Source organism: Vibrio sp. sp1 (genome assembly GCF_016920955.1).
Taxonomy (GTDB): domain Bacteria; phylum Pseudomonadota; class Gammaproteobacteria; order Enterobacterales; family Vibrionaceae; genus Vibrio; species Vibrio alginolyticus.
This window is the reverse complement of sequence record NZ_CP060589.1, coordinates 633,859-658,218: the sequence shown is the minus strand read 5'-3', so window position 1 is coordinate 658,218 and position 24,360 is coordinate 633,859. Positions and strand designations below refer to the sequence as shown.

The window sequence follows — 24,360 nt, the reverse complement described above, 5'->3', positions numbered from 1 at the left end:
AATCCCCCAACAGTTTCCTGCTGGGGGATTTTTCTTAACTATTTATTAGTTGTTTTTATGCAGTTCGCTGTTCAGTTCAACCGCGCTCTTGTTAGCAAGACATTCGATTTGACCTGTTACAGAGTTACGACGGAACAGTAGGTCAGAAACTCCAGCAAGATCGCGTGCTTTCACCACTTCGACTTCTTGACCGTCAGAATCTAGCATGCGTACTTTAGAACCAGCAGTTACGTATAGACCTGATTCGATAGTACAACGGTCACCCATTGGGAAGCCAAGACCTGCGTTCGCGCCTAGTAGCGAGTTTTCACCTATAGAAACCACAACTTTACCGCCGCCAGATAGCGTACCCATGATAGATGCGCCGCCGCCGATGTCAGAGCCGTTACCAACCACTACACCAGCAGAGATGCGACCTTCAACCATGCTCACGCCAGTTGTACCTGCGTTGAAGTTGATGAAGCCTTCGTGCATTACCGTTGTGCCTTCGCCAACGTGTGCGCCAAGACGTACGCGAGAAGTGTCAGCGATACGAACGCCAGTTGGTACCACGTAGTCCACCATTTTAGGGAACTTGTCTACGCAATCTACGCTTAGTGCACGACCCGCTAGGCGAGCTTCGATTTGACGCTCTGCCAGTTCAGGTAGGTCGATTGGACCTTCGTTAGTCCATGCGATGTTGTGTAGTAGACCGAAGATACCGTCTAGTACCGTGCCGTGCGGTTGAACTAGGCGGTTAGAGATAAGTTGAAGTTTTAGGAAGCCTTCAGCAACGCTTTGTGGCTGCTCGTCAGTTGCAAGGATAACCAGTACAAGTGGTTGTGCTGATTCTGCTGCTTTTGCTGCGAAAGAAGCGTTTGCCGCATCGCCGTTTGCTTCAAATGCTGCTGCCAGTTCTGCGCTTTGTGCTGCAGAGATCTCGATAGCTTGGTTGCCTTGCTCGTAACCTGCTACTGCTGCTAGTGCGTTAACAAGCGCTTCGCTTGGGTTAAGAACTGGGTTTGGGAAAAACGCTTCGATGATTTTGCCGTCGCGGTTTTTAGTTGCCGTACCAAAGGCTAGAGAGAAGAAAGCCATAGTTGATCTCCATGTGTTGAGTCTTGTGTCTCGTCTGTTCACTGACAAGAAATAATTAAGTTGTCAGTCATCATAAAGAGAGTGTTGGGGAGTTTAAAGAGGGGAAATGGAGAAAGTCCGTAGATGGATACCTTTTGTCTTTTTAGAGATATGTTTGTCTGATGAGAAATGTGGCTACGAGGTGGTCTATTGGGGGAGTTTTGCTGAAACGATAGAAGGCAGTTTCTTGTCTCGGCTCTAGAAAGAAAGGGCGTTTTCCTATTCTGGCGAGTTCTTTCGAGATACAGAGGTATGTTTTTAATTGTTTAGAACAAGGTGTCGTATAAGTTCAAATAAATTTGGCGCAAGCTTGAGGCGGCTCGGTTTTGAGATAAATAATCCTTTATATTCATATTGATTCATATTAAGGTTGATCTACGTTTTTAAGCATTTTCAATGAGATCAGTATGGGTAAAAAAGTCGTTACGGTTACAACGTCTGAGCTGGAAAGAGATTTGTTTAATGTGACTGGTGATAAGTTATTCGCTTCCAAGCAAGCTTCGCAATTTCAAATATTTTATGCAGGTTCAGTGATAGATTCTATTAAGTATAAGAGAGGGGTGATATCCAAAGATGATCTTTTACTTAATCAACATATAAGGTGGGAGCATAATAAGGCCCATAGTTATCGCTTGGCCAAAAACATCCTTAAAAAAACAGGGCAATGTCGTCCTAAGAATGTAGCTGCTCATCATATTGTATCATGGAAAGACATTAGAGCTGCAAAGTCCAGAATGAGGCTATCAGCATTTCGAATCGATATAGATAGTGCGGAAAATGGTGTATTTTTACCAAGATGGAATAAACATGTGCCCCATTCGCAAATGGTTGAAGCTTATTCTCACTCCTGTATCCATACTTCATTTTACTATTTGAACGTTGAACATTTACTTGAAAATACGATTGCTCAGGATGCAGATAGAGAAGATATCGTTGAGGTTTTAGAGGATATTGGAGACGACTTGAAAATGGGCATGTTTCCAATAACCAGAAAAATAAGGGCGAATGAAATTGCAGTTTAAAAAACAAACTTTTACTAAGGTATTTGGTATTCAGCCAGATGTGGATAAATATTTATATCTAGAGCACACGAGCCTATTGGGTTTAGACGACGTGAATAATGAAGTTTTACCAATATTCAATGGAGCTTCAAAAATATCAACTTGGCAACCATTGACACTTGATTGGCTCCGGCATGATGATTCCGATGACTTAATAAAACCAATGATTGCTGCCTGGGGTAGCTGTACGTACGTAGTTCGCCATGATATTGCGAGCTTGTTCAAAGATACGCTCGGAGATTGTTGTGAATTCCTACCTGTAAATGTGGATAACTCCATTTGGTATGCACTTAATGTGACTTCTAAATTGGATGCATTACATACTGAACTGTGCGAGATAAACTACAAGCCAAATGGCAGAGTTCATAGAACTAGACCATATAAGCGTTTTGTTATTGATCGTGCTAAAGTTTCAACCCCGAGGCTCTTCAAATTAAGTGGTTCTCCAATAAGCATCTATACTTCAAATATCGACAATAGCTTTTTAAATCTAGTGACTAAAAACGAGTTTACCGGGGTTAGTTTTTATGAAATAGAGAGTGTTTAACTTCAGGAATAAAAAAACGCCGCATAATGCGACGTTTTTTCTAAACAAATGAGAGGCTTATGCAGCGTCTTCTTGCTCGCTATCTTCTTCAACAGCTTCAAGCTTCTTTGCTTTTTTTGGTGCAGGTTTACGTTTTGCACCCAGAGCGTAAAGCACTTCTTCTTTGTTTTGCGCAAGGTACATTGCAAGATCTTCTTGCTTACCTTCGTCTTCTAGAAGTTCACTTTTACCCAGCAGTGAGAATAACTCGTCTGCCATATCCAGCATTTTGTCGTATGCGTCAGCTTCCGCTTTAGAGGTAAAAGTCATTTTCTCTTCTCCATTGCGTTCTACCACGTACTTGACGATTACAGCCATGGTTGGTCCCCTAATTTGGTGTATTGATACTGGCTTTTTATACAGTTTTTGACCAATCAAGTCTAGCGACAAGCCTCAGAATGAGAGACACGTACAACTAACTGACTAGCATTTAAACTATCTTGGTTTCACTTTGCGGGTTTGTCCGTCAAAGGAAGGTTTGTTGGTCGCTCCCAATCTTGGCAAAATTCGATAAACGTTTTGAGCAATGGGCTTTGATATTTCTCTTTATGAACCAGTAACCAGAAGCGACGTTTCATATCTAAAGGCATGTCGAGCAGTTTTACGCGGCCGTCACGAATAGCAGGTTCTGCAGACAAACGTGACAAGCAGCCCAAGCCTAACCCTGCCGATACTGAGTTGATCAACGCTTCGGTGGTATTGAGCTGAAAAGCTTCATGCCAATGTTCCAAGCGCGGCGCGACAACGCGCATAAAAAATTCGCGTGAACCAGATCCTGCCTCTCGCAATATCCATTCACTGTTTTCTAGCTCGGTTAAGTTTACTGGCCCTTCGTGCGCGGCTGGGGAATTGGGCGCGCAAATCACGCACATTTCATCTTCGCTAAACTGGGTAGACTGCAATTCAGGGTGAAGTGTTTTGCCTTCAATGAGGGCTATGTCTAACTCGTAATCGGTCAGCATGTCGCAGATTTGTGCGGAGTTAGAAATGAACAGACTTTGAGAACGATGGTTCGTTTGCTGACGAAATTCGCTAAGCAAATAGGGCGCGACTTGGTTGCCAATGGTGTCGCTGGCACCAATGCGAAGTTGGCCCGATAGCGCTTGGTCACCATCGAAAATGCTCTCGATGTCCTTGGCTCGGTTGAGTAATTCATCCGCCAGTGGCAGTAGTTTTTGACCTTCTTGGTTCAAAATCAGTCGGTTATTAACACGATCAAATAAGTGATGGCCGATCTGCTTTTCTAATTCTGAGAGTGCCATGCTCACTGCGGCTTTCGATAAAAAGAGACTATCAGAAGCCGCTGTGAGCGTTTTGTGCTGCGTGATCGTCGTAAACACTTTCAGTTGTTTAAGAGAAATGTGACTTGCCATACCCCACCGTTAAGTAATTCTGAACGTTTGTTTTAAATAATTAGATATATCGGAACGAAGTGCAAGCGTATTATACGTCCCATCAAGAGTGAGTCTGGTTGAGGTCATCATGATTCAAAGAACAAAAGCAAAAGTAATGGGAGCACCAACTCCAATGGCGGGTTTGGCTCTTGGTATTGCAAGCTTGGGCTGGAGTTGGGAGAACTTCGCCGAATTACATGGCTACGGACAGTGGATTAGTGCGGGTATCGCGAGCATATTGTTGGCTATATTGGCAACCAAGTTTTTGCTACATAATCATCTATTGAGACAAGATCTTGCTCATCCGGTTGTGGGCAGCGTGGTTCCGACATTTGCGATGGGCACTATGGTGGTATCGAACTCTCTCGGCCATTTTTACCCATTAGCTGGCGATGCGCTTTGGCTGATTGCGGTGGTTTTGCACATCGTATTCTTGGTGAGCTTTGTTTACCATCGCGCCAAAGATTTTGAATTGCACCACATGGTTCCTAGTTGGTTTGTACCGCCTGTGGGTATCATCGTTGCGGATGTGTCTTTCTCTGGCAACCCGATGTTAGCACCAGTGGCACAAGGTGCATTGATGTTTGGTATGGTGGCGTACGCGATCATGTTGCCGATGATGATTTACCGTTTCATGTTTACCCATGAAATTCCGGATGCAGCGAAACCAACAATGGCAATTATGGCGGCACCAGCAAGTCTATCATTGGCAGGGTACTTAACGGTCACTGCGACACCATCACCAGTGATCATCGCTATGCTATTTGGTATCGCGGTATTGATGACAGCCATCATTTACCTCGCATTCTTTAAATTGCTTAGACTGCCATTTAGCCCAGGCTATGCGGCGTTCACTTTCCCGATGGTGATCGGTGCGACGGCGCTGTTTAAAATGGCGAATTGGATGGAGTTGCAAGGATTGGCTGCGCACTATGTTCAACAAGTGCGAGGCTTAGCTAGTCTTGAGTTGATTGTGGCAACATTTGTTGTCTCTTATGTGGCCTTACAATACATCAACAACTTGTTGATTCAGCCACGCTTGATGCACGCTCATCACGCTTAAATAGCAGATAGGAAAAAGCCTCTTGGTCTTACAACCAAGAGGCTTTTTTATTTCAATCGGCGTCGATGTTGAACGCTAGCCTTTTTTGTAAAATCGCGACATCTCATCCAGAGAATGACGAATGATATCGACAGGAACTTTCTGTTCTTTCTCGACTTTTAACTGGCGATTCAGTTGCTGAGAGTGCCCGCCAGGGTTGACCACAAGCATCAGTTCTTTGCCGACCAATGCATAGTTGTAGTAGCTGCCTGCAATATACCAATCGCGAGAGGCTGAGCTATCAAACAAGTTATGACCAACGCTGTATGAACTCGTTGTGCCTTGAACGTCAAACAGCGTATTCATCATGGTTGGCACGACGTCAAAATGGGTCGTGCGGTAATCAATTTGCTCTGGCTGACGATTTGGCATGTACACGTAAAGAGGCACATGTACTTGAACGTCACTGTAGTTACCCGTGTGGCCCCAATAGTTCATCTTATGGTCATTAAACTCTTCACCATGATCTGATGAAATCACCACAATGGTATTGTCTAAGTCGACGTTTTTCAGCACATCACCAATCAAGCTATCGATGTAGTACAACGAGTTCTTGTATCGATTATGGTAAAGCGAAGCGTCAAAATCGTTGTTGAGCAAAATGTGGTCAACGCGTTCCCAGTATGGTTTGAATTTCGCAAATTCAGGTTCGGGAAATACTGTGCCATGGGCGGCATCGTAGAACAGAAAACCAAAGTACGGTTTGTCGCTATCCTGCTTTTGGAACTCGATGAACTTGTCTGTTATCTGCTGATCGCGCTCGACAGCTGTTTCCCCAGTTTGTTTCAGGGTCAAGTCCGACACTTTTTTGAATACCGTGCGAGAAAGTGGCGGGCTGGTGAGCGGTGCCGAGCCAAAAATGCCCATGCGGTAGCCTTCTGCTTGCAGCGTATCCATAAAAACAGGAGAGCGTTGACTTGCGTAAAAGCTTTCCCAGTAGGTCGCTGGCAAGCTGTAAAACAGGCTGAAAATACCCGCTTGAGTTGAGTTGCCGCCGCTCATATGTTGTGTGAAATTCACTGTTTTTTCGGCGAACTTGCTGACATTTGGCATGACTTCCGGCGTCGCATCACTGTAGCGCCACGCATCAACCAAGATAAACAAGACATTGGGTTGTTTCTCTTTGCTTTGCACTTGAATCGGCGCAAGCGGATAGTTGAGTGAGCTACGTTCAATGTTGGTTAACTCTACGCGGTTCTTCGATGCAATGTTCTCATCCACTAGGTCGTGTTTGTAAATAAATTTACGAGCCGTCAGCGGGTAGTAAAGTGGCCAGTTATTCGAAAACTGACTGACTTCATCGTCGTAAAGTGCGTTTTTGTACGCATGAATCATCTGCGTGCTAAGCAATACAGCAAACCAAACGCTGATCAAAACGAACTTAGCTCGGCTTTGTGCCAGTTTATTACTTACCCAAACGGTACAGGCAAGCCCGATCACCAGAACGGCAACTTCACTGACGAAGATAAGCCAACTCATCCAAGAAATATCGAAGACATCACCGCCACCTTCGAAAAACATACGGATTAATAGGGCGTTGATGTGAAGTTTGTATTGCTGAAAAACGAGGATATCGACTTTAAACATGATCAATAGACAGATCGCGATAGCGATCACGATACCTTTGAATGCTCGAGTCGGTAGAAAAGAGAGCAATAAACTCAACAACATAAATGGAAGAGCGATCAAGCCCAGCCAGCCATATTGAGTCGAAACCAAATAGTAACCTTGCAACAAGGTTAGCGGTTCATTCTGATTGTTAGACAACACAAAAGGATAACAAGCGATCGACAGGTACACTGCAAAGCAAGCAAAAAAAGCAATCAGCCAAGCGCTGTTGGAAGACAGTTTGCGAAACATACTTTTTGTTTGTTTATAAATTATGGGTAGAGGGAGTATAAAACAGTGTTTTTTATTATGGAATAGTTGCGACGAATGTCACATTTTGTATGGAAATGTCAGACTTGATTGACATGTGAAAATTCAGAAGATTCATACTCTATTTGAGTGATATATAACCTTTTGTTTTTTCCGAACGCGAGATCACTGCGGGTTTAAATGGGGCTGTGCTAAGCTAGCTAACAGTTTCAATCGGCGCTCGGTATTCCCAATTTGTTTACTGTTTATCACTCCAACCAAGTTGACGTTCTTAAATCACTCCTTGTCGAACTGATTCGAATCAGTCCGCTGGAAAACCCGTTCGAAAAAGAACAAATTCTGGTTCAAAGTCCAGGCATGTCCCAGTGGCTAAAAATGGAATTGGCCAAAGAGTTTGGTGTTGCCGCGAACATTGATTTTCCGCTCCCTGCGACTTTCATTTGGGAAATGTTTACGCAGGTATTGCCAGACGTGCCAAAACGCAGTGCGTTTAACAAAGAAGCGATGACGTGGAAGTTGATGCATTTGCTTCCGGGGCTTCTCAACCAAGAGGTGTTTTCGCCGTTAGCGCAGTACCTCAAAGATGACATTGACCACTCTAAGCTGTATCAGCTGGCTGAGAAAATTGCCGATATTTTCGATGGTTACTTGGTGTATCGTCCGGAATGGATCGCAAGTTGGGAAGCTGGGCAGAGTGTGCCAGAGCTGGAAGATGAGCATCCGTGGCAGCCGATCTTATGGCAAGCGTTGTATGATCACACTGTGTCATTAGGACAGTCTCCATATCACCGTGCCAACCTTTATGAGCACTTTATCGACACGTTAGAGAGTTTTAACGGCAATTTTGACCATTTACCCAAGCGTTTGTTTGTTTTTGGCATTTCTTCGTTGCCGCCTCGCTATATGGATGCGCTAAAAGCAATTGGTGAACACATCGACGTGCATCTGATGTTCACCAACCCGTGTCGTTATTACTGGGGTGAAGTTCGAGATCGCAAATATCTGGCTCGTTTGGCGGCGAAACATCGTCAGCACGTTGTGTGGCAGGACGATCACTCGGAAGTGCAAGGTGAAACTGAGCAACTGAAAGGATCACTGGAAGATAATGTGATCGATGAGCTGCACACCGATGTGGTCGGAAACAGTCTGTTGGCATCCATGGGTAAACTCGGGCGCGACAATATGTATCTGTTGTCTCAGCTGGAATCTCATGAAGTTGAAGCCTTTGTTGATGTTGAGCGCGACAGTCTGCTCCATCAATTGCAAGCGGATATTCTCAATCTTGAAGAACATCAAGATGACCAACAGATTGAAAACAGTCATCACAAACAAGTGGTTAGCTTGGGTGATAAATCACTGAGCCTACACGCTTGTCACAGCCCGATGCGTGAAGTGGAAGTGCTGCATGATCAACTGTTGGCGATGTTCGATGCTGACCCAACGTTAAAACCGCGCGATATTATCGTGATGGTCGCGGACATCAACGCTTACAGCCCTGCGATTCAGGCGGTCTTTGGTAACGCGCCGGGTGAGCGTTTTATTCCATATTCGATTTCTGACCGAACCGCCGATCAAGAGAGCCCAATTCTGGCCGCATTTATGCAGTTGGTGAACTTACCCAATACGCGCTGTTTGGCATCAGAACTACTCGAACTTCTGGAAACTCCGGCGATATTAAAGCGTTTTGAACTCAGCGAAGGTGATTTCTTACAGGCTAAACAATGGGTTGAGGAATCGGGAATTCGCTGGGGGTTGGACGCCAATACCGGACGCGAATTTGAACTGCCGGAAACCCGTCAAAACACATGGCAATTTGGTATTCAACGCATGTTGCTTGGCTACGCGATGCCAGAATCCGCAGGCTTGTTTGAAACCGAGCAAGGCAGTTTGTCTCCGTACAACGAAGTGCAAGGCATGGGCGCAGAGCTGGCGGGCAAGTTGGCACACTTTATCCAACAAATTAGCACTTATCGAAGCAAACTTTCTCATGTTCAAACTATCGATGGTTGGCGAGAGACTTTGGTTTCACTGCTGGATGACTTCTTCTCGGTTGAGTTAGAAGGCGAAATGGCGCTCAAATCCATTCGCGATACGCTCAGCCAACTCAAAGAGCAATTAGCTGATGCCGCATTTGATGATGCGTTATCGCCGTCGATCATCAGCCAATACCTTCAAAACAAATTATCTGGCACAAGAGTCAGCCAGCGCTTCCTGGCTGGTCAAGTGAACTTTTGTACCCTGATGCCGATGCGCTCTATTCCGTTTAGAACCGTTTGTCTGTTGGGGATGAATGACGGCGTGTATCCGCGTTCCATGCCGCCAGAAGGCTTTGACTTGATGACCGGAAGAACCAAACCGGGCGACCGTTCGCGCCGAGATGATGACCGTTACCTATTCCTCGAAGCAATGCTATCGGCACAGCAAACGCTATACATCAGTTATGTTGGCCGTTCAATCCAAGACAATACCGAGCGAGTGCCTTCGGTTCTGGTTTCTGAGCTGATGGAATACTGCCACCAAAACTATTGTTTAAGTGGTGATGAAGCGTTGCCCGTTGATGAGTCTGGCGACAACTTATTAAATGCGTTGGTGAATACCCACGCCATGGTGCCGTTTAGCCCAAGTGCGTTCCAAGGCATGCACGCCAGCTACGCGAAAGAGTGGATTCCAGCAGCATTGACTCAAAGTAGTCAATCGCAAGGCTATGTTCGTCGTGATTTTAATCGGGCATTAGACGACTATCTGTTAGGAGCGACGTTCCCACTTGAGCTCGACTTAGTCGAGTTGCAACGTTTCTGGCGCTTACCGGTGCAGTATTTTTTCAATCGTCGCTTAAAAGTAATCTTTGAGCCGCCACTGCCGGTGATGGAAGACGACGAACCCTTTGTTTTAGGTGGTTTGGAAAGTTATCAAATGCGTGATGAGCTGTTAGAAACCTTGCTTGAAACGACATTGATGCAGCCAGAGAAAAAAACAGAGGTGCTTAAACACTTTATGAGTCAACAGCGCGCGCAAGGCAAACTGCCGGTGGGGGCGTTTGGTGATATCGAGTTTGAAACCAACCGAGTTCAGGCGGAAGAGCTGGTGGATAAACTGGCGTTTTTATCTGGTGCGCCTCAAGACGATTTGGAAATCGACCTGACGTTTGATTCCTTGTTTGAGCGAAATGAAGGCGAAGAGAAAAACGTTCGCCTAACAGGTTGGCTGACTCAATGCTACCAATCCGGTTTGATTCGCTATAGAAGCGGTAAGATTCGCTCGCAGGATTACCTTGCTGCGTGGATCGATCACCTTGCCATGTCGGCGTCGGGTCATGCTAAGAAAACTCACATCATTGGTTACGATCGTAAAGAAGGCGCGCTGCATTTGATCTACCCAGAAATTGCCGATGTGCAGTATGCCAAACATCTACTGACTGAATTAGTTCGCTTATTCTTCGAAGGCATGACTAAGCCTTTGCCTTATTTCCCGAAAACGGCGTTGGCTTGTGTTGAAGCGGGCTTTAGCCGTGGTCAGTGGGTCGATGACGAAGAGAAATCTTTGAAGAAAATGGCTAACGCATTCAATGATGGCTTCATGAGCCCGGGCGAAGGCAATAATTCGTACATCTCTCGAATTTGGCCTGCTTGGAATGATGAGTTGGCCTCAGAAGTTCGTTTGCTGACAGCATTAGTACTGCAAGGTGCGCGCTTAGCGGTTCAAGACGCTGATGATGTAAAAGCGTGATAAAGAAAGTTGGATAAAGAGAAGGAAGAGTAGGGTGGCCGCCAGAAAATCATTATTTTTTGTAGGGCGTTCGCTGTACGGCCACAAGGTCAGAGGGACCATGATACTTTTGTTTAATTCATTTGAGTTGTGCCGCCAAAAAGGTTTGGCTTATCTCGTGGGGCGCATACTAACGGTACGTCTTATGGATAACCGTGAGAAAGATCTCACAAAGCTCTAAATGATCCAACTTGTTAAACATATTAATAGAATTTTTAACTATAGATCACATTTATTAGGTGATACGTCCTAGTAAATAATCCGGAGAGATTCAGCGTTATGGATCAAATGTCAGGTGCAGAGTGCCCTCTACATACGTTAGACCGCACAGAGCAACCTCAACCAACGCCACTAGAACCGATGACGTTTCCTCTGCATGGCGCGAGGTTAATCGAGGCATCAGCAGGTACAGGTAAAACCTTCACTATTGCAGGTTTATATCTGCGCCTTTTGCTTGGTCACGGCAGCGCGGAAACTCGGCATCGCGTACCGCTTACGGTCGACCAAATTCTGGTTGTAACCTTTACCGAAGCGGCAACTGCGGAATTACGCGATCGTATCAGGGCAAGAATCCATGATGCGCGAATCGCGTTTGCGCGTGGACAGAGTTCCGACCCGGTGATCCAACCTTTGCTTAATGAGTTTGACGATCACAAGCAAGCCGCAGAAATTTTATTGCAGGCAGAGCGTCAGATGGACGAGGCGGCGGTCTACACCATTCACGGTTTTTGCCAACGTATGCTAACGCAAAATGCGTTTGAATCTGGCAGCCGATTTAATAACGAGTTTGTGACCGATGAAAGTCACCTAAAAGCGCAAGTTGTAGCCGATTACTGGCGTCGCAATTTCTACCCGTTGCCATTTACGTTGGCTGGAGAAATTCGCCAGCTATGGGGCTCTCCATCTGCGTTGTTGTCTGACATCAGCAATTACTTAACTGGTGCGCCGTTAAGCCTTTCTGTTCCAGCAATGAAAGGCAGTTTGGCTGATCTTCATACTGAAAATTTGAAAAAAATTGATGAATTAAAAGCACAGTGGCGAGAAAGCCAAGATGACTTCTTAACGCTAATTTCAGATTCAGATATTAACAAACGTAGCTATACCAAAAAGTCTCTGCCGACGTGGTTGGAGGCGGTAAACGCTTGGGCGGCAACGGAAACTACAGGTTACGATTATCCAGACAAGCTGGAGAAATTCGCGCAAAACGTCTTGTTGGAAAAAACACCGAAAGGCAGTGCGCCGCAGCATGCGGTATTTGAAGTCATTGAAACATTTCTTGCCAACCCAATCAGCTTAAAAGCGCCACTGCTTGCTCATGCGATTGAACATTGTCGTGTGATGCTGGCTAACGCGAAAAATCAAAAACAGTGGCTCTCTTTCGATGATTTGCTGACACAACTTTCTGCTTCTATCGATACGGACGAAAGCAAGCTTTTAGCTGCGCGTATTCGTACTTTGTATCCTGTCGCAATGATTGACGAGTTCCAAGATACCGACCCGCTTCAATACAGTATTTTCAGCCGTATTTATCTGAACAACCCGGAATGTGGTTTGTTTATGATCGGGGACCCCAAGCAGGCGATTTATGGCTTTCGTGGCGCAGACATTTTCACTTATATCAAAGCGCGTAACCAAGTAAGTGCCCACTACACGTTAGGAACCAACTGGCGTTCTAGCGCAGATATGGTGCAGGCGGTAAACCAAGTATTTGCTTTGCCAGACAGTCCATTTATCTATGATTCGGATATTCCGTTCTTACCCGTTAGGTACAGTCCCAATGCCGAAAAACGCATTTGGACTATGGGTGGCCAAAAGCAACCCGCGCTGACCTATTGGTTGCAAGAAGCGGACGATAAACCGCTACCAAAAGGCGAGTATTTGACTCGAATGGCAGAGGCGACTGCAAGCCAAATCCAAACTATTTTGACGCAGGCTCAACAGGGGCAAGCGTGTCTGGTGAATGGCGAAAAACAGAAAGCGGTTCAAGCGGGCGATATCGCGGTGTTGGTTCGAACAGGTAGTGAAGGTCGAATGATCAAACAAGCGCTGGCTGAACAAGGCATTGCCAGCGTGTACCTGTCTAACCGAGACAGTGTGTTTACCAGTTCAGTGGCGCAGGATCTACAGCGTTTGCTGCAAGCGGTGCTGACTCCAGAAAATGACCGTGCGCTGCGTGCAAGTCTTGCTTCTGAGCTGTTTGCCCTCGACGCAGCAAGTTTGGATGCACTTAATAACGATGAAGTGGTGTGGGAAAACGCCGTAAACGAATTCAAAGAATATCGCAAACTTTGGATTCAACGTGGTGTGCTGCCGATGTTGCGCGCGGTGATCAGCAAACGCCATATTGCCGAGCGATTACTAGAAGAAGGTGCGAGTTCACAGGGTGAAAATGGTGAGCGAGTACTTACCGATTTAATGCACATTGGTGAACTGCTTCAACACGCCAGTAATGAACTGGATAGCGATCACGGTCTGCTGCGTTGGCTCGCTCAGTCTATCAGTGATGCGGAAAACGGTTTGGGTGGCAGTGATGACCAAATCCAACGTTTAGAATCGGAACGTAACTTAGTGCAGATCGTAACTATTCACAAATCAAAAGGCTTGGAGTATGACCTCGTATTTCTGCCGTTTGTGTTCAGCTATCGAGAAGCCAGTGAAGCCAAATATTACGATGCAGCCAATGACCGCACGGTACTGGATATCACTGGCAACGATGCGTCCATGAAGCAAGCGGACAAAGAGCGTTTGGCGGAAGACTTACGCTTGATATACGTGGCACTAACGCGTGCTGTTTATGCGTGTTTTATCGGTGCCTCACCGTTGCGCAATGGCCGTTCGACCAAAGAGCCAACTGGTGTACACCGCAGTGCGATTGGCTATTTGATTCAAAATGGTCAAGAAGGTGGCATTAACGATTTGCACCAAGGTTTAACAAAGCAACAAGACGAGCTTGATTGTGTCGTTGTGGCCGATCCGCCGCAGCAACTCGAAGATAAGTACGTAGCGCCACAAGAAGAAATACACGATCTTAGTGCGAAAGAACTGCAAAACCCTATCGACAGAAACTGGCGCATCACCAGTTATTCTGGCTTGGTCAAGCAAGGCTCTCATCACGCCGAGCATGATGCCACGATTGAGATTACAGGTTTTGATATCGACTCATCTGAAGAACAAGACGAAGCGGATTTGGTGGAGCCAGAGCGTTCGATTTTTACCTTCCCTCGTGGTGCGCGTCCGGGTACGTTCCTGCACAGCCTGTTTGAGGAAATTGAATTTACTCAGCCAGCCACGACGGAAGAGAATACACAAATCATCCTTGGCTTGATGGAAAGCGAACAGCTCGATGAAGAGTGGTTGCCCATTTTACAGCAATTGATTGATACCGTACTCGCAACGCCGTTGGATGGTAAGTCTTTGCTGCTGAATCAAAATGCACCGTCGCAACGTTTGGTGGAGATGGAATTTTTGCTGCCGATTGAAGTGTTGTCTGCACCGGCGTTAAACCGAGTCATTCAACGTCACGATCCGTTGTCGGCGAAAGCGGGGGATTTAGGTTTCCAAACCGTGCAAGGTATGCTCAAAGGTTTTATCGACTTGGTGTTTGAACATCAAGGTAAATACTACGTGCTTGACTGGAAATCGAATCATCTTGGCGACGATGTGACGAGCTACCATGGTGAGGCTCTGAAATCGGCGATGGCGGATCACCGCTACGATTTGCAGTATCAGATTTATGCGTTAGCACTGCATCGTTTCCTACGTAGCCGATTGGCCAATTATGATTATGAACAGCACTTCGGTGGCGTGTATTACTTGTTCTTGCGCGGCATGGACGGGCAGAGTGACCACGGCATTTTTGCCGCGAAACCAACCTTAGACTTCTTACAAGAGATGGATCGTTTGATTGATGGTCAAGCACTTGAAACGCGCTCAACTCAAGCCGGGCAGATGGAGCTACTTTAATGACGACAAATCGCAATCTTCATTCTGACCAAGATAGTCTATTGGTAGTGCTGGAACGCTTGGCGCACAAAGGTGCTATTCGTCAGCTCGACTACCAATTCGCCTGTTTTATTGATTCTCAAACGCATGATGAACAGTCGGATAGCCAAGCACTGGCGTTTATCGCGGGTGTTGTCAGTAGTGAGCTCGGCAAAGGACATATCTGTCTGTCTCTGTTCGATGCACAAGGGCAATCTACGGATTTAGCCAGTAAGCTAGGGCTGTTTGGTGAGTCGGCATTGGCGCTCAATACACAGTTGCAAGGCATAGATTGGATTCAAGTATTACAAAATTCCAGCTTGGTCGGCGCGCAAGGAGAAGCCTTACCGCTGATGTTCGATGGCGAGCGTCTGTATCTGCACCGCTATTGGCATTATGAAGTGACACTGGCGGAAAAGCTCAATCAGTTGGGCGCCGCAGTTAACTTGCAACCACAAGAGTTTGCGCGATTATCCAAGTTGCTCAACCATTTATTTGCACGCCAATACCATTTTCTGTTTAACGCGTTAGGCAAAGCAGTAGAAGCGGGAAGCAGCAACCAAGTGTTGCGTCAACAATTGGTGTGTGACCACCTTGATGTGGTCGCAAGCGAATCGTTGGATTGGCACGCCATTGATTCCGTGCTTAGCAATGCGCGCAAGGTTCAGGATTTACAAACACTGGATGAACTCGTGCCACTCTCGGCTTGCGTGAACTGGCAAAAAATTGCGGCGGCAGTTGCGTTAACCCGTCGATTTGCTGTGATTTCTGGTGGCCCAGGTACGGGTAAAACGACGACAGTAACCAAATTGCTTGCTGCTTTGATTGAACAGGCAACGCACGAGAAAAATCTGACCATTAAGCTGGTGGCCCCGACGGGGAAAGCGGCGGCGCGATTAACCGAGTCCATTGGTAAAGCAGTGCAAGAACTGCCAGTTTCTCCGGAGCTAAAAGCCAAAATTCCGACTGAATCGAGTACCTTACATAGGTTGCTGGGCGCGATTCCTAATAGCGCAGAATTTCGTCACAACAAGCAAAATCCACTGCATTTGGATATTTTGGTTATCGATGAAGCGTCGATGGTCGATTTGCCAATGATGTATAAAGTGGTCGATGCCTTACCGAAACATGCGCGGCTGATTTTGCTAGGTGATAAAGATCAACTTGCTTCAGTTGAAGCAGGGGCCGTGTTGGGTGATATCTGTTCGTTCCACGCATTGGGTTATGGAAAAGAGCAGGCGTCAGCCATTGCAAAACTGACGGGGTTCGATACTTTAGCCCATACGGGTAACAGTGCATCTAGCATTGCCGATAGTTTATGTATGCTGCAAAAGAGTTACCGATTTGACGCTCGCTCAGGCATTGGTCAGTTGGCAAAAGCGGTTAACTCAGGTTCTGCAGCGAGCGTAGATAACGTCTGGGCGCGTGACTTTTCTGATATCGAACATTTCGCGCTAAGTAGTCAGCACTACAACCAAATGATGCAGACGTTGGTGCAGGAATACGGTCGTTACCTCAAACGCATTGGACAACAGGAAACCGATCCTGAAACCGGAGAGCCAGAGTCGCTAACGCGTAAAGCCAAAGCGGTATTAGATACCTTCAACCAATGCCGACTGCTTTGCGCGATTCGTGAAGGTGACTTTGGTGTTGCTGGGCTAAACCAGCGCATCGAGAAAGCGCTCGCGGCGCGCAAGTTCATTCAGGTGCAGGATGAAATTTGGTATCACGGTAGACCTGTCATGGTTACGCGTAATGATCATGGTCTAGGTTTGTATAACGGTGATATTGGTATTTGCATGCGAGATGACAGTGAAGAAGAACCGCGTTTGAAAGTCTTTTTCGAGTTACCTGACGGCAGTGTGAAATCGGTCTTGCCAAGCCGAGTGCCTGAACATGAAACGGCTTACGCCATGACCATCCATAAATCGCAAGGCAGTGAATTTGATTACACCCTGATGATTTTGCCACCAGACTTTAGCCCGATATTAACTCGTGAGTTGATTTACACAGGCATTACCCGCGCGAAAAAGCGTTTAGCTCTTTACGCCGAACTCAACGTTCTGAAGCGAGGTATTAAGGTGAAAACGACTCGCGCGAGTGGGTTAGTACAGCGGCTTACTAACTGATTATGGACTTAGTTTACAGTCAGTTTTACCTTTGTTACATGTCAAACTTGGTGATGAGTTGTGTTTTAACAATTCTCTTTCTGAAAGAAAAGTCATTTCAATTGATGTTTTTGAATCTGAAACGTTAACATTATGCGCAATTGTGAGCATAAGGATTTGAATGGAATGAATACAACTTATTTTAACAGCGTTAATAGGTATAGCTACATATATAGTGTTAAGCCTGGTGATACTCTTACGAGAATTATATGGAAGTTTTATCATTTTAAGTTTGGAACAGATGGCTATAATTTTGCTGTTGCTCAAATAAAAAAAGACAACCCAAAAATTTCAGACCCTAATTCGATTAAATCTGGTCAATCTATTTACTTGAGAAAGTTGAACGTTTCAAACACCAAGCAATCTGAGTTTTCTTCTAAAATTGCCATTTCAGATCATGATCAAGCGCAATTTGAATCAACGATGAAATCTATGTCGCAAAACGAAAAGGAAGCATTTTGGGCTCTTTCTTGGCTTGATGACAATTGGGGGCCTGCGAGCGCAGGTATCGGTGCTACTTTTGCGTCCATGGGGGCTTTATTAGGAGATAGTGAAAAAGGAAATGTCGCAGAGCTAAAAAAGCTTGATGGTTTATATAGAGATTATAAATCAGGAAAGTTTTCGAAAGGGCAATATGATTACCGCAGGAAAAAACTATTAGAGAATGTAGCAAAAAACCTTGGACCAACTGAGAAGCTTCTCTTTAATGGTAAGAAAGCTCGAGAGGCTATGAGGATATCTCGAAACGGCGGGGTTATGACTACCGCGGCGCTTCAGAAGAATACTGATAGGTTAGCAAAGTTATCAAAAGTAGCAGCTAAAGGTGGCACTGTATTGACTGCAGTTAATATTGGTATTGCCTGCGATCAGATAGCTAGAGCAGACTCTAAGGCAAAGAAAAACGAAATATTGGTGGAAACTGCAGCAAGTACAGTTGTAGGTACTATGTCTGGTATTGCAATATCATTATTTGTTGTTGCTACACCCGTTGGTTGGGTGGGAGCTCTGGTATTGGGAGTTGCTTCATCTGTCGGAAGTTATTATTCAGGAAAACAAGCTGCAGCGGTATATAAAGAGCACTATTCTCACTTAGACGTAGTTGAATCGACAGGTGTAGGTAATATATGCAGTTATTAGATTGGTCCTTTCTAACCTTCTTTATCGCCGGAGGAGTCGCGTTTTTATGGTTCGTTATTATCGGAGCAATTTTTATATTTTTTATACCGCCAAAGGTGAAGCGGTTTGCTTTTAATCCGAAACATTATTCAGAAGTAGAGTTAGCCTTAGTCTCGGGTTTTCACTTTGGTGCTTTAGTACATGGTGTAGGCTTAGTTGCGGCGGTCGCTTTACCAACTTTAGCGAGGAGAAGGGGCTTTGCTGATATTCATCAAGTTTGCTCCGGTCTATTCATCGGAATTTGCCGTATTTATATAAGCGTTTTATTGCTTCTAGCTATGATCACTTTAGGCTCAATGGTGGTTTGGATGTCTATTACTTGAGAGCTGGAATAGAAGGTCGGTGAAGTTTGCAGTTATTAGAAGTTTCTTTTATTACATTTTTTGTTGCAGGTGCTTTGTTAGTTTTTTGGTACCTGATAGTAGGTATTTTGCTTATTGTTATCACGCCGCAAAAAGTAAAGCGCTATGCGTACACTAGTGAGCATTATACAGATATTGAGCTTGCTTTAGTTTCTGGATGTCACTTTGGGGCCTTAATACATGGATTAGCCCTTGTTGCCGCAGTTGCATTTCCTAAGTTGGCCAAAAAAAGAAAGCTAACAGATATTCGTAGAGTTTGCCCAAAGTGGTTCATAAGTATTGGGGTAGTGTACTGGACTATTTTAATCTTTATCGTAGTCACTATTTTTGCATCTTTGTTGGCTATGATTTTTTTTTGAATTGATTACGTACGTAAAAGAAGACCGAGCTTATGGCTCGGTCTTCTTTTATGCATGTTTTGCAAACGCATTGGTAAAAGACACGCTGCGTATTTTGTATTGCTGTTGATAAGCAAGAATAAAATCTCGGACAGCGTCATTTACGGGGAAAACACAGTGGACGTCTAGGCCTTCTAAAAACTGATTGTCAGCCATATCCCAGAAGCTTTGAAGCGAATTACAAATGATTGTTCTCATAACAGTGCTCGTCTCGGCTTATTTAAAGTCAGATTAACAACTGTCCTTGGTGTGCAATACGGAGCTAACTAGTTTTTCAATTGCCCAGTATTTTAGGGTGAAGGCTACATTACATCACCTAGATCCATTCGTATTGGTTAAAAACCAATCACTAGCGAGCAGAGTATAGCCAACCAAATGTATATTTAAAAGATAAAATTGGAACGAAAATTAAGCAATGGTTTGCGCATTTCTAAGTTGGTGTTTACATGATGACTCACTAGCTCGAAGCAGGATTTATGTGAGGCTTTACTCCAAAACAAACTTGATGTGTGGGATTGAGCGTCAATGAGCTGAATCCCGCACCTTGAGGTGTTGGTATAGCGGGACCTTAAATTTCTCTTCCTGATTTAAGGTTAAGCTACAAATCTAGCGCTAAGATTTTTGACTTACGCTGGAAGTTATATAGCCCTTGTTTGGCTCCGGGCAAATAGTCGACACTGACTTCGTAAAAACCTTGCTCTCTGAACCAATGCAGACTGTGTGTCGTGAGGACAAAAATCTGATCAATGGTTTCGGATTTAGAACGATGTTTCATGTAGTTGAGCAGTAACAAACCTCGGTTCCCATCACGATAGTCAGGGTGAATCGCTACGCAAGCCATCTCTGCTTTGCGCTCTTCTGGGTATGGATAAAGGGCTGCACAGCCAATAATCAGACCGTCCTTTTCGATAATGGTAAACTTTCCAATCTCTTGCTCTAGCTGCTCTCGAGAGCGCCTAACGAGTACACCTTGTTCTTCTAAAGGACGAATGAGGTCTAAGATACCGCCAATATCGTCAATATTGGCTTGCCTCACTTGTTCAGCGCTCGCCATAACGACTTGGGTTCCGATACCGTCGAAAGAGAACAACTCCTGAATTAGGGCTCCATCTACTTTATAACTGATCAAGTGGCTGCGAGGTACTCCGGCACGGCAAGCGGCAATAGACCCTTTAAGAAAGCGCAGTGTCCCAGTGTTGTAATCTAGGTCAGGAGACGTATTTTCAGAGAGCGTTTTGATGACATGCTCCGCCTCAATTGGCAGCAACTCGGCGACAGCATTACCGTTGTCATCAATGACACCTTGTTCTGAACAGAAACCAATCAGTTTGTCTGCGCCTAATTTGATCGCCAGTTGTGTCGCAACTTCTTCAGAAAGTAAGTTAAAACACTCGCCAGTCACAGAGCTCGCAATGGGGCCAAGTAGCACAATAGAGCCTTGATCAAGAGTGCGGTTGATAGCATCGGTGTCAATGCGGCGAATACGTCCACTATGGCAATAATCCACCCCGTCATCAACGCCGAGTGGCTGAGCAATGATGTAGTTTCCGCTAACGACATTGAGCTGGGTGCCTGCCATCGGAGTGTTGTTGAGGCTCATTGATAGGCGCGCAGTAATCGCAAGTTGAAGTTGTCCGGCAGCTTGCATAACAACAGATAAAGCCGATTCATCCGTAATGCGGATATTTTTGTGGTAAGGCGTAGTGAGGTCTTGTTTTTCTAGCAGCTGATTAATTTGAGGACGTGCACCATACACCACCACGACTTTAATTCCGAGGCTGTGCATGAGTGCGATATCATTAATAATATTGCCAAAATTTTTGTGTGCGACGGCTTCTCCGCCCAGCATGATCACCATGGTTTTTCCGCGGTGAGCATTGACATAAGGTGTTGATTGACGGAATCCTTTTACGAGAGCAGTACTACGAATTTTCACTACAGCCATCCCTTTGTTTAACTATGTTAAAATAATGCCTTTTTATTCACTCGGTGGCAAGGTGAAATTTTGGAATAAAGCACAAACATATTGAGGTAGGTTCTTGGTCCCGTTAAGAGGGAAGGTTACAATGGTGGCGTCTTTCCTCAATACGTGAACCTCATGTCTTCTGCTGTTAATAAGAATGCTGCGATCACTGCTTCAAATCTGTCAAAAACGTCATCTAAATCAATGCTTCGTAAGTGGCTAGAGCGTTCTCTCATGCTTATAGCGATAGTTGGAACCGTTGTCGTGTGCATGCTGTATAGTGATTTGATTACTCGAACCATTAATCCGCCCATTCCCAAATCGACAATTTATGGTCGCTGGGTTGAGCAAGATGTTGCGCCTTATGCTCGTGAAGAATTTGTGTTGAGTGAGCGCGGTGTTACCGTAAATGGTTCTACAGTGGCGACCAGTTTTGAATTCGATGGGGATTCGTTTTCGTATCGAGTGGGTTCAAATGAGCGGCACTTCAATTTTGTGGGTAAGCAGCATGCAGAAATGAAGCTGGATGCCAATGCACATTATCTACCTGTATTCCGTTTAGAGGGGCGTGCAAGGATTGCGGTAAGATAGTCGTTTTTATCTTTGTCTGTTAAGCAGAGATCTCTTGCGTCTGTGAGTCACATGGATGATCACAATTTCATCTCTCAATCAGTAAATCTTACTTTCAAACATAATCCGGACAATTCCGTAATTCTTCCGCTGCTATCATGTTGTATTAACTGAATGAATTCACAACGAGTAAACGGATTGGCTTAGCGTTGAAACATTTTGTCGTTGCTTTTCAATTGCACCGTATGCATTTGTTTGCCATCCTTTTGCTATTCTCTTTTACGGAAAAGACACGTGTTAAAAAAACTCCTTCCTATTATCTCTTTGAGCCTACTCTTTGGCTGTGCTCAACAAAATGATCGTGCTCAGCAATATCTTGATGGTGAGTTTCCTCAGATCCTCAATCAAGTGGATGTGGTTGAGTCTAACAAACCACGCGATTTTACTGAATTTAACAAGCAAGCAGAGCAAGTGGTGATAAAGTCACCATCCATGGCGAAGATTTACCAACCGCTATATCAACGATTAAGTGAGTGGGCGCAACAAAGCGGAGATACCAGCGCGTTGAGTGCGTTTGGCATTCAAGCTGCGCAATTAGGCGGTGGTGATCAAAAAGGTAATGTACTGTTTACCGGATACTTTTCTCCCGTGATGGAGCTGCGTCATACACCAAACGACATTTTTAAGTACCCAGTTTATGGCAAGCCAAACTGCTCATCAGATTGTCCGACTCGCGCGGAGATCTACAACGGGGCATTAGATGGCCAAGGTTTAGTGCTAGGTTATGCGCCTAATCGTATTGACCCGTTTATGATGGAAGTGCAGGGCAGTGGCTATGTGCATTTTGAAGATGATGATACGTTGGAGTACTTCGCGTACGCAGGGAAAAATAATAAAGCTTACGTTAGTATTGGCCGCATTTTGATTGAACGTGGTGAAGTGCCGCGTGAAAAAATGTCCCTCAAAGCAATCAAAGAGTGGGTGATGGACAACGACGATGCGACAGTGCGCGAGTTGTTGGAGCAAAACCCTTCTTACGTCTTCTTTGCGCCAAAAGAGGAAGCGCCAGTAACGGGGTCGGCTGGTATTCCTTTGTTGCCAATGGCGGCGGTCGCGGGTGACCGTTCTATCTTACCAATGGGGACACCAATCTTGGCGGAAGTACCATTGCTGAATGCGGATGGTACGTGGAGCGGTGCGCATCAACTGCGAATGCTGATCGTTTTAGACACTGGTGGTGCGGTAAAACAGAACCATTTGGATCTGTATCATGGCATTGGTGCGAGAGCAGGAACGGAAGCAGGGCACTACAAGCATTTTGGTCGAGTTTGGAAACTTGGGCTGGAAAACTCACCAACTCAAGCGCCTTGGGCTTTACCGCCAGAAAAGCTACAATAGTCGTCCAAGAGAGAGGAACACTCTCTTATCTAGACATTTCATCAAAGAGTGCGTATAAATCGCACTCTTTGTTTTTCTATCGATCATCTGGACTTCAATATGCGTGAACTCGATACCCCAGCATCTGACAGCTACAATCAACGCTTTGGCGGCACTCGTCGTCTTTATGGCAACAGCGAAGTAGACATTCTTCGCGCTGCACACGTTTGTGTGATTGGTATTGGTGGCGTAGGTTCATGGGCGGTGGAAGCGCTGGCTCGTACGGGGATCGGTGAGTTGACTCTGATTGATATGGACGATGTTTGTGTCACGAATATTAACCGCCAAATTCATGCGATGACGGGCACCGTTGGCCAAAGCAAAATTGAAGTTATGGCCGAGCGTGTCAAATTGATCAACCCAGAGTGTAAAGTCAATCTGATTGATGATTTCATCACGCCAGACAATCAACATGAGTACTTAAGCAAAGAGTTTGATTACGTGCTAGATGCGATTGACAGCGTAAAAGCGAAGGCGTCTTTGTTGGCGTATTGCCGCAGCAACAAGATCAAAGTGATCACTACGGGGGGCGCTGGTGGTCAGGTTGACCCAACGCAGATCATGGTCGCTGATTTAACGAAAACGATCCAAGATCCTCTAGCGAAGAAAATCAAAGACACCTTGCGTCGTCATCATAACTTCCCTAAGAATCCGGCTCGTAAGTTTGGTATTGATTGCGTGTTTTCAACCGAGCAGCTGAAGTACCCTCAAGCAGACGGTTCAGTGTGTGGTGTGAAGTCGACAGCGGAAGGCCCAAAACGTATGGATTGTGCTAGCGGTTTTGGTGCGGCGACTGTGGTAACTGCAACGTTTGGCTTTGTCGCGGTATCGCGAATCGTTGAGAAGTTGATTTCAAAATATAAGAAGTAAACTAGAAGAAGAGCGCATCATGACAGATTTTCCCGTTTCTCCATTTGGTACAGATATCACCAGCGAAGACATTGTAGCGACTATGCAGCAATTTCAAGGCTGGGAAGATCGCTACCGTCAGGTTATTCAGTGGGGTAAAAAGCTGCCACAAATGCCAGAAGAGCTGAAATCAGAACAAGTTACCGTTTCGGGTTGTGAAAGCTTGGTGTGGTTAGTGAGCAAAGAGCAAGATGGCGTTTGGCATTTTTGTGCGGACTCCGATGCGCGTATCGTCCGTGGGTTGATTGCCTTGGTGATGGCAGCTTATGACGGTAAAACGGCCGATCAAATTCAAGCATTTGATATTGATGCTTATTTTGATCAGCTGGGGCTTGTCTCCCATTTAAGCCCGTCACGTGGTAATGGCTTGAAAGCTATTGTAGAGCAGATTAAGCAAATCGCCGTGTAACGAGTCATTTTCCCAACTCTTAAAAAACGCCGAATAGCCTAACTGTTTGGCGTTTTTTGTATCTGAGTTGAGATATTTTTTGCAT

At 45.4% G+C, this 24,360-nt stretch carries 19 protein-coding genes; 13 read left to right on the top strand and 6 right to left on the bottom strand.

Annotation, left to right across the window (positions count from 1 at the left end; translation table 11 throughout):
- Window positions 1-45: 45 nt before the first annotated feature.
- Entirely contained in the window at window positions 46-1,077 is a 1,032-nt protein-coding gene (gene dapD, locus H9L11_RS03095) for a 2,3,4,5-tetrahydropyridine-2,6-dicarboxylate N-succinyltransferase (protein WP_025768219.1), read from the bottom strand.
- Window positions 1,078-1,523: 446 nt separating this feature from the next.
- Between dapD and H9L11_RS03090 the strand changes: the two genes are divergently transcribed.
- Both H9L11_RS03090 and H9L11_RS03085 read left to right on the top strand, forming a co-directional pair.
- Window positions 1,524-2,138 (top strand): AHH domain-containing protein, encoded by a 615-nt coding sequence (locus H9L11_RS03090; RefSeq protein ID WP_033905557.1) that lies wholly within the window; start codon window positions 1,524-1,526, stop codon window positions 2,136-2,138.
- Window positions 2,122-2,724 carry a hypothetical protein gene (locus H9L11_RS03085; RefSeq protein WP_033905556.1) on the top strand — a complete coding sequence of 201 codons (603 nt, stop codon included), beginning with the start codon at window positions 2,122-2,124 and terminating at the stop codon, window positions 2,722-2,724. Before H9L11_RS03090 ends, H9L11_RS03085 begins: the two co-directional genes overlap by 17 nt.
- A 57-nt stretch (window positions 2,725-2,781) precedes the next feature.
- Here the strand turns inward: H9L11_RS03085 and H9L11_RS03080 are convergent, their stop codons facing one another.
- Both H9L11_RS03080 and H9L11_RS03075 read right to left on the bottom strand, forming a co-directional pair.
- Window positions 2,782-3,081 (bottom strand): YebG family protein, encoded by a 300-nt coding sequence (locus H9L11_RS03080; protein WP_005386503.1) that lies wholly within the window; start codon window positions 3,079-3,081, stop codon window positions 2,782-2,784.
- 128 nt (window positions 3,082-3,209) lie between these two features.
- Window positions 3,210-4,136: a LysR substrate-binding domain-containing protein gene (locus H9L11_RS03075; protein ID WP_205390988.1), complete on the bottom strand. Its 927-nt coding sequence runs from the start codon at window positions 4,134-4,136 to the stop codon at window positions 3,210-3,212.
- A gap of 109 nt (window positions 4,137-4,245) precedes the next feature.
- Here H9L11_RS03075 and H9L11_RS03070 point away from each other — a divergent pair, with 109 nt between their 5' ends.
- The gene (locus tag H9L11_RS03070) at window positions 4,246-5,220 is read left to right on the top strand and encodes a TDT family transporter (protein ID WP_005391714.1); all 975 of its coding nucleotides are present in this window, start codon (window positions 4,246-4,248) and stop codon (window positions 5,218-5,220) included.
- A gap of 75 nt (window positions 5,221-5,295) precedes the next feature.
- On the opposite strand, the gene H9L11_RS03065 is transcribed toward H9L11_RS03070, so the two are convergent.
- On the bottom strand, window positions 5,296-7,119 hold the full coding sequence (locus tag H9L11_RS03065; RefSeq protein WP_205390987.1) for a DUF3413 domain-containing protein: 1,824 nt from the start codon (window positions 7,117-7,119) through the stop codon (window positions 5,296-5,298).
- 252 nt (window positions 7,120-7,371) lie between these two features.
- Here H9L11_RS03065 and recC point away from each other — a divergent pair, with 252 nt between their 5' ends.
- The 6 genes from recC to H9L11_RS03035 all read left to right on the top strand — a co-directional run bounded on the left by recC (window position 7,372) and on the right by H9L11_RS03035 (window position 18,948).
- Window positions 7,372-10,863, top strand: a complete 3,492-nt coding sequence (gene recC / locus H9L11_RS03060; RefSeq protein WP_205390986.1) for an exodeoxyribonuclease V subunit gamma — start codon at window positions 7,372-7,374, stop codon at window positions 10,861-10,863.
- 327 nt (window positions 10,864-11,190) lie between these two features.
- On the top strand, window positions 11,191-14,865 hold the full coding sequence (gene recB, locus H9L11_RS03055) for an exodeoxyribonuclease V subunit beta (RefSeq protein ID WP_205391088.1): 3,675 nt from the start codon (window positions 11,191-11,193) through the stop codon (window positions 14,863-14,865).
- Window positions 14,865-17,012, top strand: a complete 2,148-nt coding sequence (gene recD, locus H9L11_RS03050) for an exodeoxyribonuclease V subunit alpha (protein WP_033905550.1) — start codon at window positions 14,865-14,867, stop codon at window positions 17,010-17,012. Before recB ends, recD begins: the two co-directional genes overlap by 1 nt.
- A gap of 165 nt (window positions 17,013-17,177) precedes the next feature.
- A complete protein-coding gene (locus H9L11_RS03045; protein WP_033905549.1) occupies window positions 17,178-18,188 on the top strand; it encodes a LysM domain-containing protein in 1,011 nt (336 codons plus the stop codon).
- The gene (locus H9L11_RS03040; protein ID WP_033905548.1) at window positions 18,176-18,550 is read left to right on the top strand and encodes a hypothetical protein; all 375 of its coding nucleotides are present in this window, start codon (window positions 18,176-18,178) and stop codon (window positions 18,548-18,550) included. Before H9L11_RS03045 ends, H9L11_RS03040 begins: the two co-directional genes overlap by 13 nt.
- A gap of 26 nt (window positions 18,551-18,576) precedes the next feature.
- On the top strand, window positions 18,577-18,948 hold the full coding sequence (locus H9L11_RS03035) for a hypothetical protein (protein WP_033905547.1): 372 nt from the start codon (window positions 18,577-18,579) through the stop codon (window positions 18,946-18,948).
- Window positions 18,949-18,996: 48 nt separating this feature from the next.
- Here the strand turns inward: H9L11_RS03035 and H9L11_RS03030 are convergent, their stop codons facing one another.
- Complete coding sequence (locus H9L11_RS03030; RefSeq protein ID WP_074191720.1) at window positions 18,997-19,185, bottom strand: hypothetical protein; 189 nt, start codon at window positions 19,183-19,185, stop codon at window positions 18,997-18,999.
- Between the two features lie 400 nt (window positions 19,186-19,585).
- A complete protein-coding gene (gene argA / locus H9L11_RS03025) occupies window positions 19,586-20,923 on the bottom strand; it encodes an amino-acid N-acetyltransferase (protein ID WP_012841478.1) in 1,338 nt (445 codons plus the stop codon).
- A gap of 162 nt (window positions 20,924-21,085) precedes the next feature.
- On the opposite strand from argA, the gene H9L11_RS03020 reads away from it, so the two are divergent.
- From H9L11_RS03020 to csdE, 4 genes are all read left to right on the top strand, one after another.
- Window positions 21,086-21,541 (top strand): DUF2850 domain-containing protein, encoded by a 456-nt coding sequence (locus H9L11_RS03020; RefSeq protein WP_005380234.1) that lies wholly within the window; start codon window positions 21,086-21,088, stop codon window positions 21,539-21,541.
- Window positions 21,542-21,814: 273 nt separating this feature from the next.
- The gene (gene mltA, locus H9L11_RS03015; protein WP_033905546.1) at window positions 21,815-22,918 is read left to right on the top strand and encodes a murein transglycosylase A; all 1,104 of its coding nucleotides are present in this window, start codon (window positions 21,815-21,817) and stop codon (window positions 22,916-22,918) included.
- Window positions 22,919-23,017: 99 nt separating this feature from the next.
- A complete protein-coding gene (gene tcdA / locus H9L11_RS03010) occupies window positions 23,018-23,827 on the top strand; it encodes a tRNA cyclic N6-threonylcarbamoyladenosine(37) synthase TcdA (protein ID WP_005380241.1) in 810 nt (269 codons plus the stop codon).
- A 19-nt stretch (window positions 23,828-23,846) separates the two neighbouring features.
- Window positions 23,847-24,275, top strand: a complete 429-nt coding sequence (gene csdE / locus H9L11_RS03005; protein ID WP_005380244.1) for a cysteine desulfurase sulfur acceptor subunit CsdE — start codon at window positions 23,847-23,849, stop codon at window positions 24,273-24,275.
- Window positions 24,276-24,360: the final 85 nt, after the last annotated feature.

Bases quoted from the DNA above. Each gene is read 5' to 3' on its own strand.
- H9L11_RS03040 (WP_033905548.1), top strand. From the start codon at position 18,176: ATGCAGTTATTAGATTGGTCCTTTCTAACCTTCTTTATCGCCGGAGGA.
- dapD (WP_025768219.1), bottom strand. From the start codon at position 1,077: ATGGCTTTCTTCTCTCTAGCCTTTGGTACGGCAACTAAAAACCGCGAC.
- H9L11_RS03045 (WP_033905549.1), top strand. From the start codon at position 17,178: ATGAATACAACTTATTTTAACAGCGTTAATAGGTATAGCTACATATAT.
- H9L11_RS03020 (WP_005380234.1), top strand. From the start codon at position 21,086: ATGTCTTCTGCTGTTAATAAGAATGCTGCGATCACTGCTTCAAATCTG.
- tcdA (WP_005380241.1), top strand. From the start codon at position 23,018: ATGCGTGAACTCGATACCCCAGCATCTGACAGCTACAATCAACGCTTT.
- recB (WP_205391088.1), top strand. From the start codon at position 11,191: ATGTCAGGTGCAGAGTGCCCTCTACATACGTTAGACCGCACAGAGCAA.
- H9L11_RS03065 (WP_205390987.1), bottom strand. From the start codon at position 7,119: ATGTTTCGCAAACTGTCTTCCAACAGCGCTTGGCTGATTGCTTTTTTT.
- H9L11_RS03090 (WP_033905557.1), top strand. From the start codon at position 1,524: ATGGGTAAAAAAGTCGTTACGGTTACAACGTCTGAGCTGGAAAGAGAT.
- H9L11_RS03075 (WP_205390988.1), bottom strand. From the start codon at position 4,136: ATGGCAAGTCACATTTCTCTTAAACAACTGAAAGTGTTTACGACGATC.
- recD (WP_033905550.1), top strand. From the start codon at position 14,865: ATGACGACAAATCGCAATCTTCATTCTGACCAAGATAGTCTATTGGTA.
- H9L11_RS03085 (WP_033905556.1), top strand. From the start codon at position 2,122: ATGAAATTGCAGTTTAAAAAACAAACTTTTACTAAGGTATTTGGTATT.
- H9L11_RS03070 (WP_005391714.1), top strand. From the start codon at position 4,246: ATGATTCAAAGAACAAAAGCAAAAGTAATGGGAGCACCAACTCCAATG.
- H9L11_RS03080 (WP_005386503.1), bottom strand. From the start codon at position 3,081: ATGGCTGTAATCGTCAAGTACGTGGTAGAACGCAATGGAGAAGAGAAA.
- H9L11_RS03030 (WP_074191720.1), bottom strand. From the start codon at position 19,185: ATGAGAACAATCATTTGTAATTCGCTTCAAAGCTTCTGGGATATGGCT.
- csdE (WP_005380244.1), top strand. From the start codon at position 23,847: ATGACAGATTTTCCCGTTTCTCCATTTGGTACAGATATCACCAGCGAA.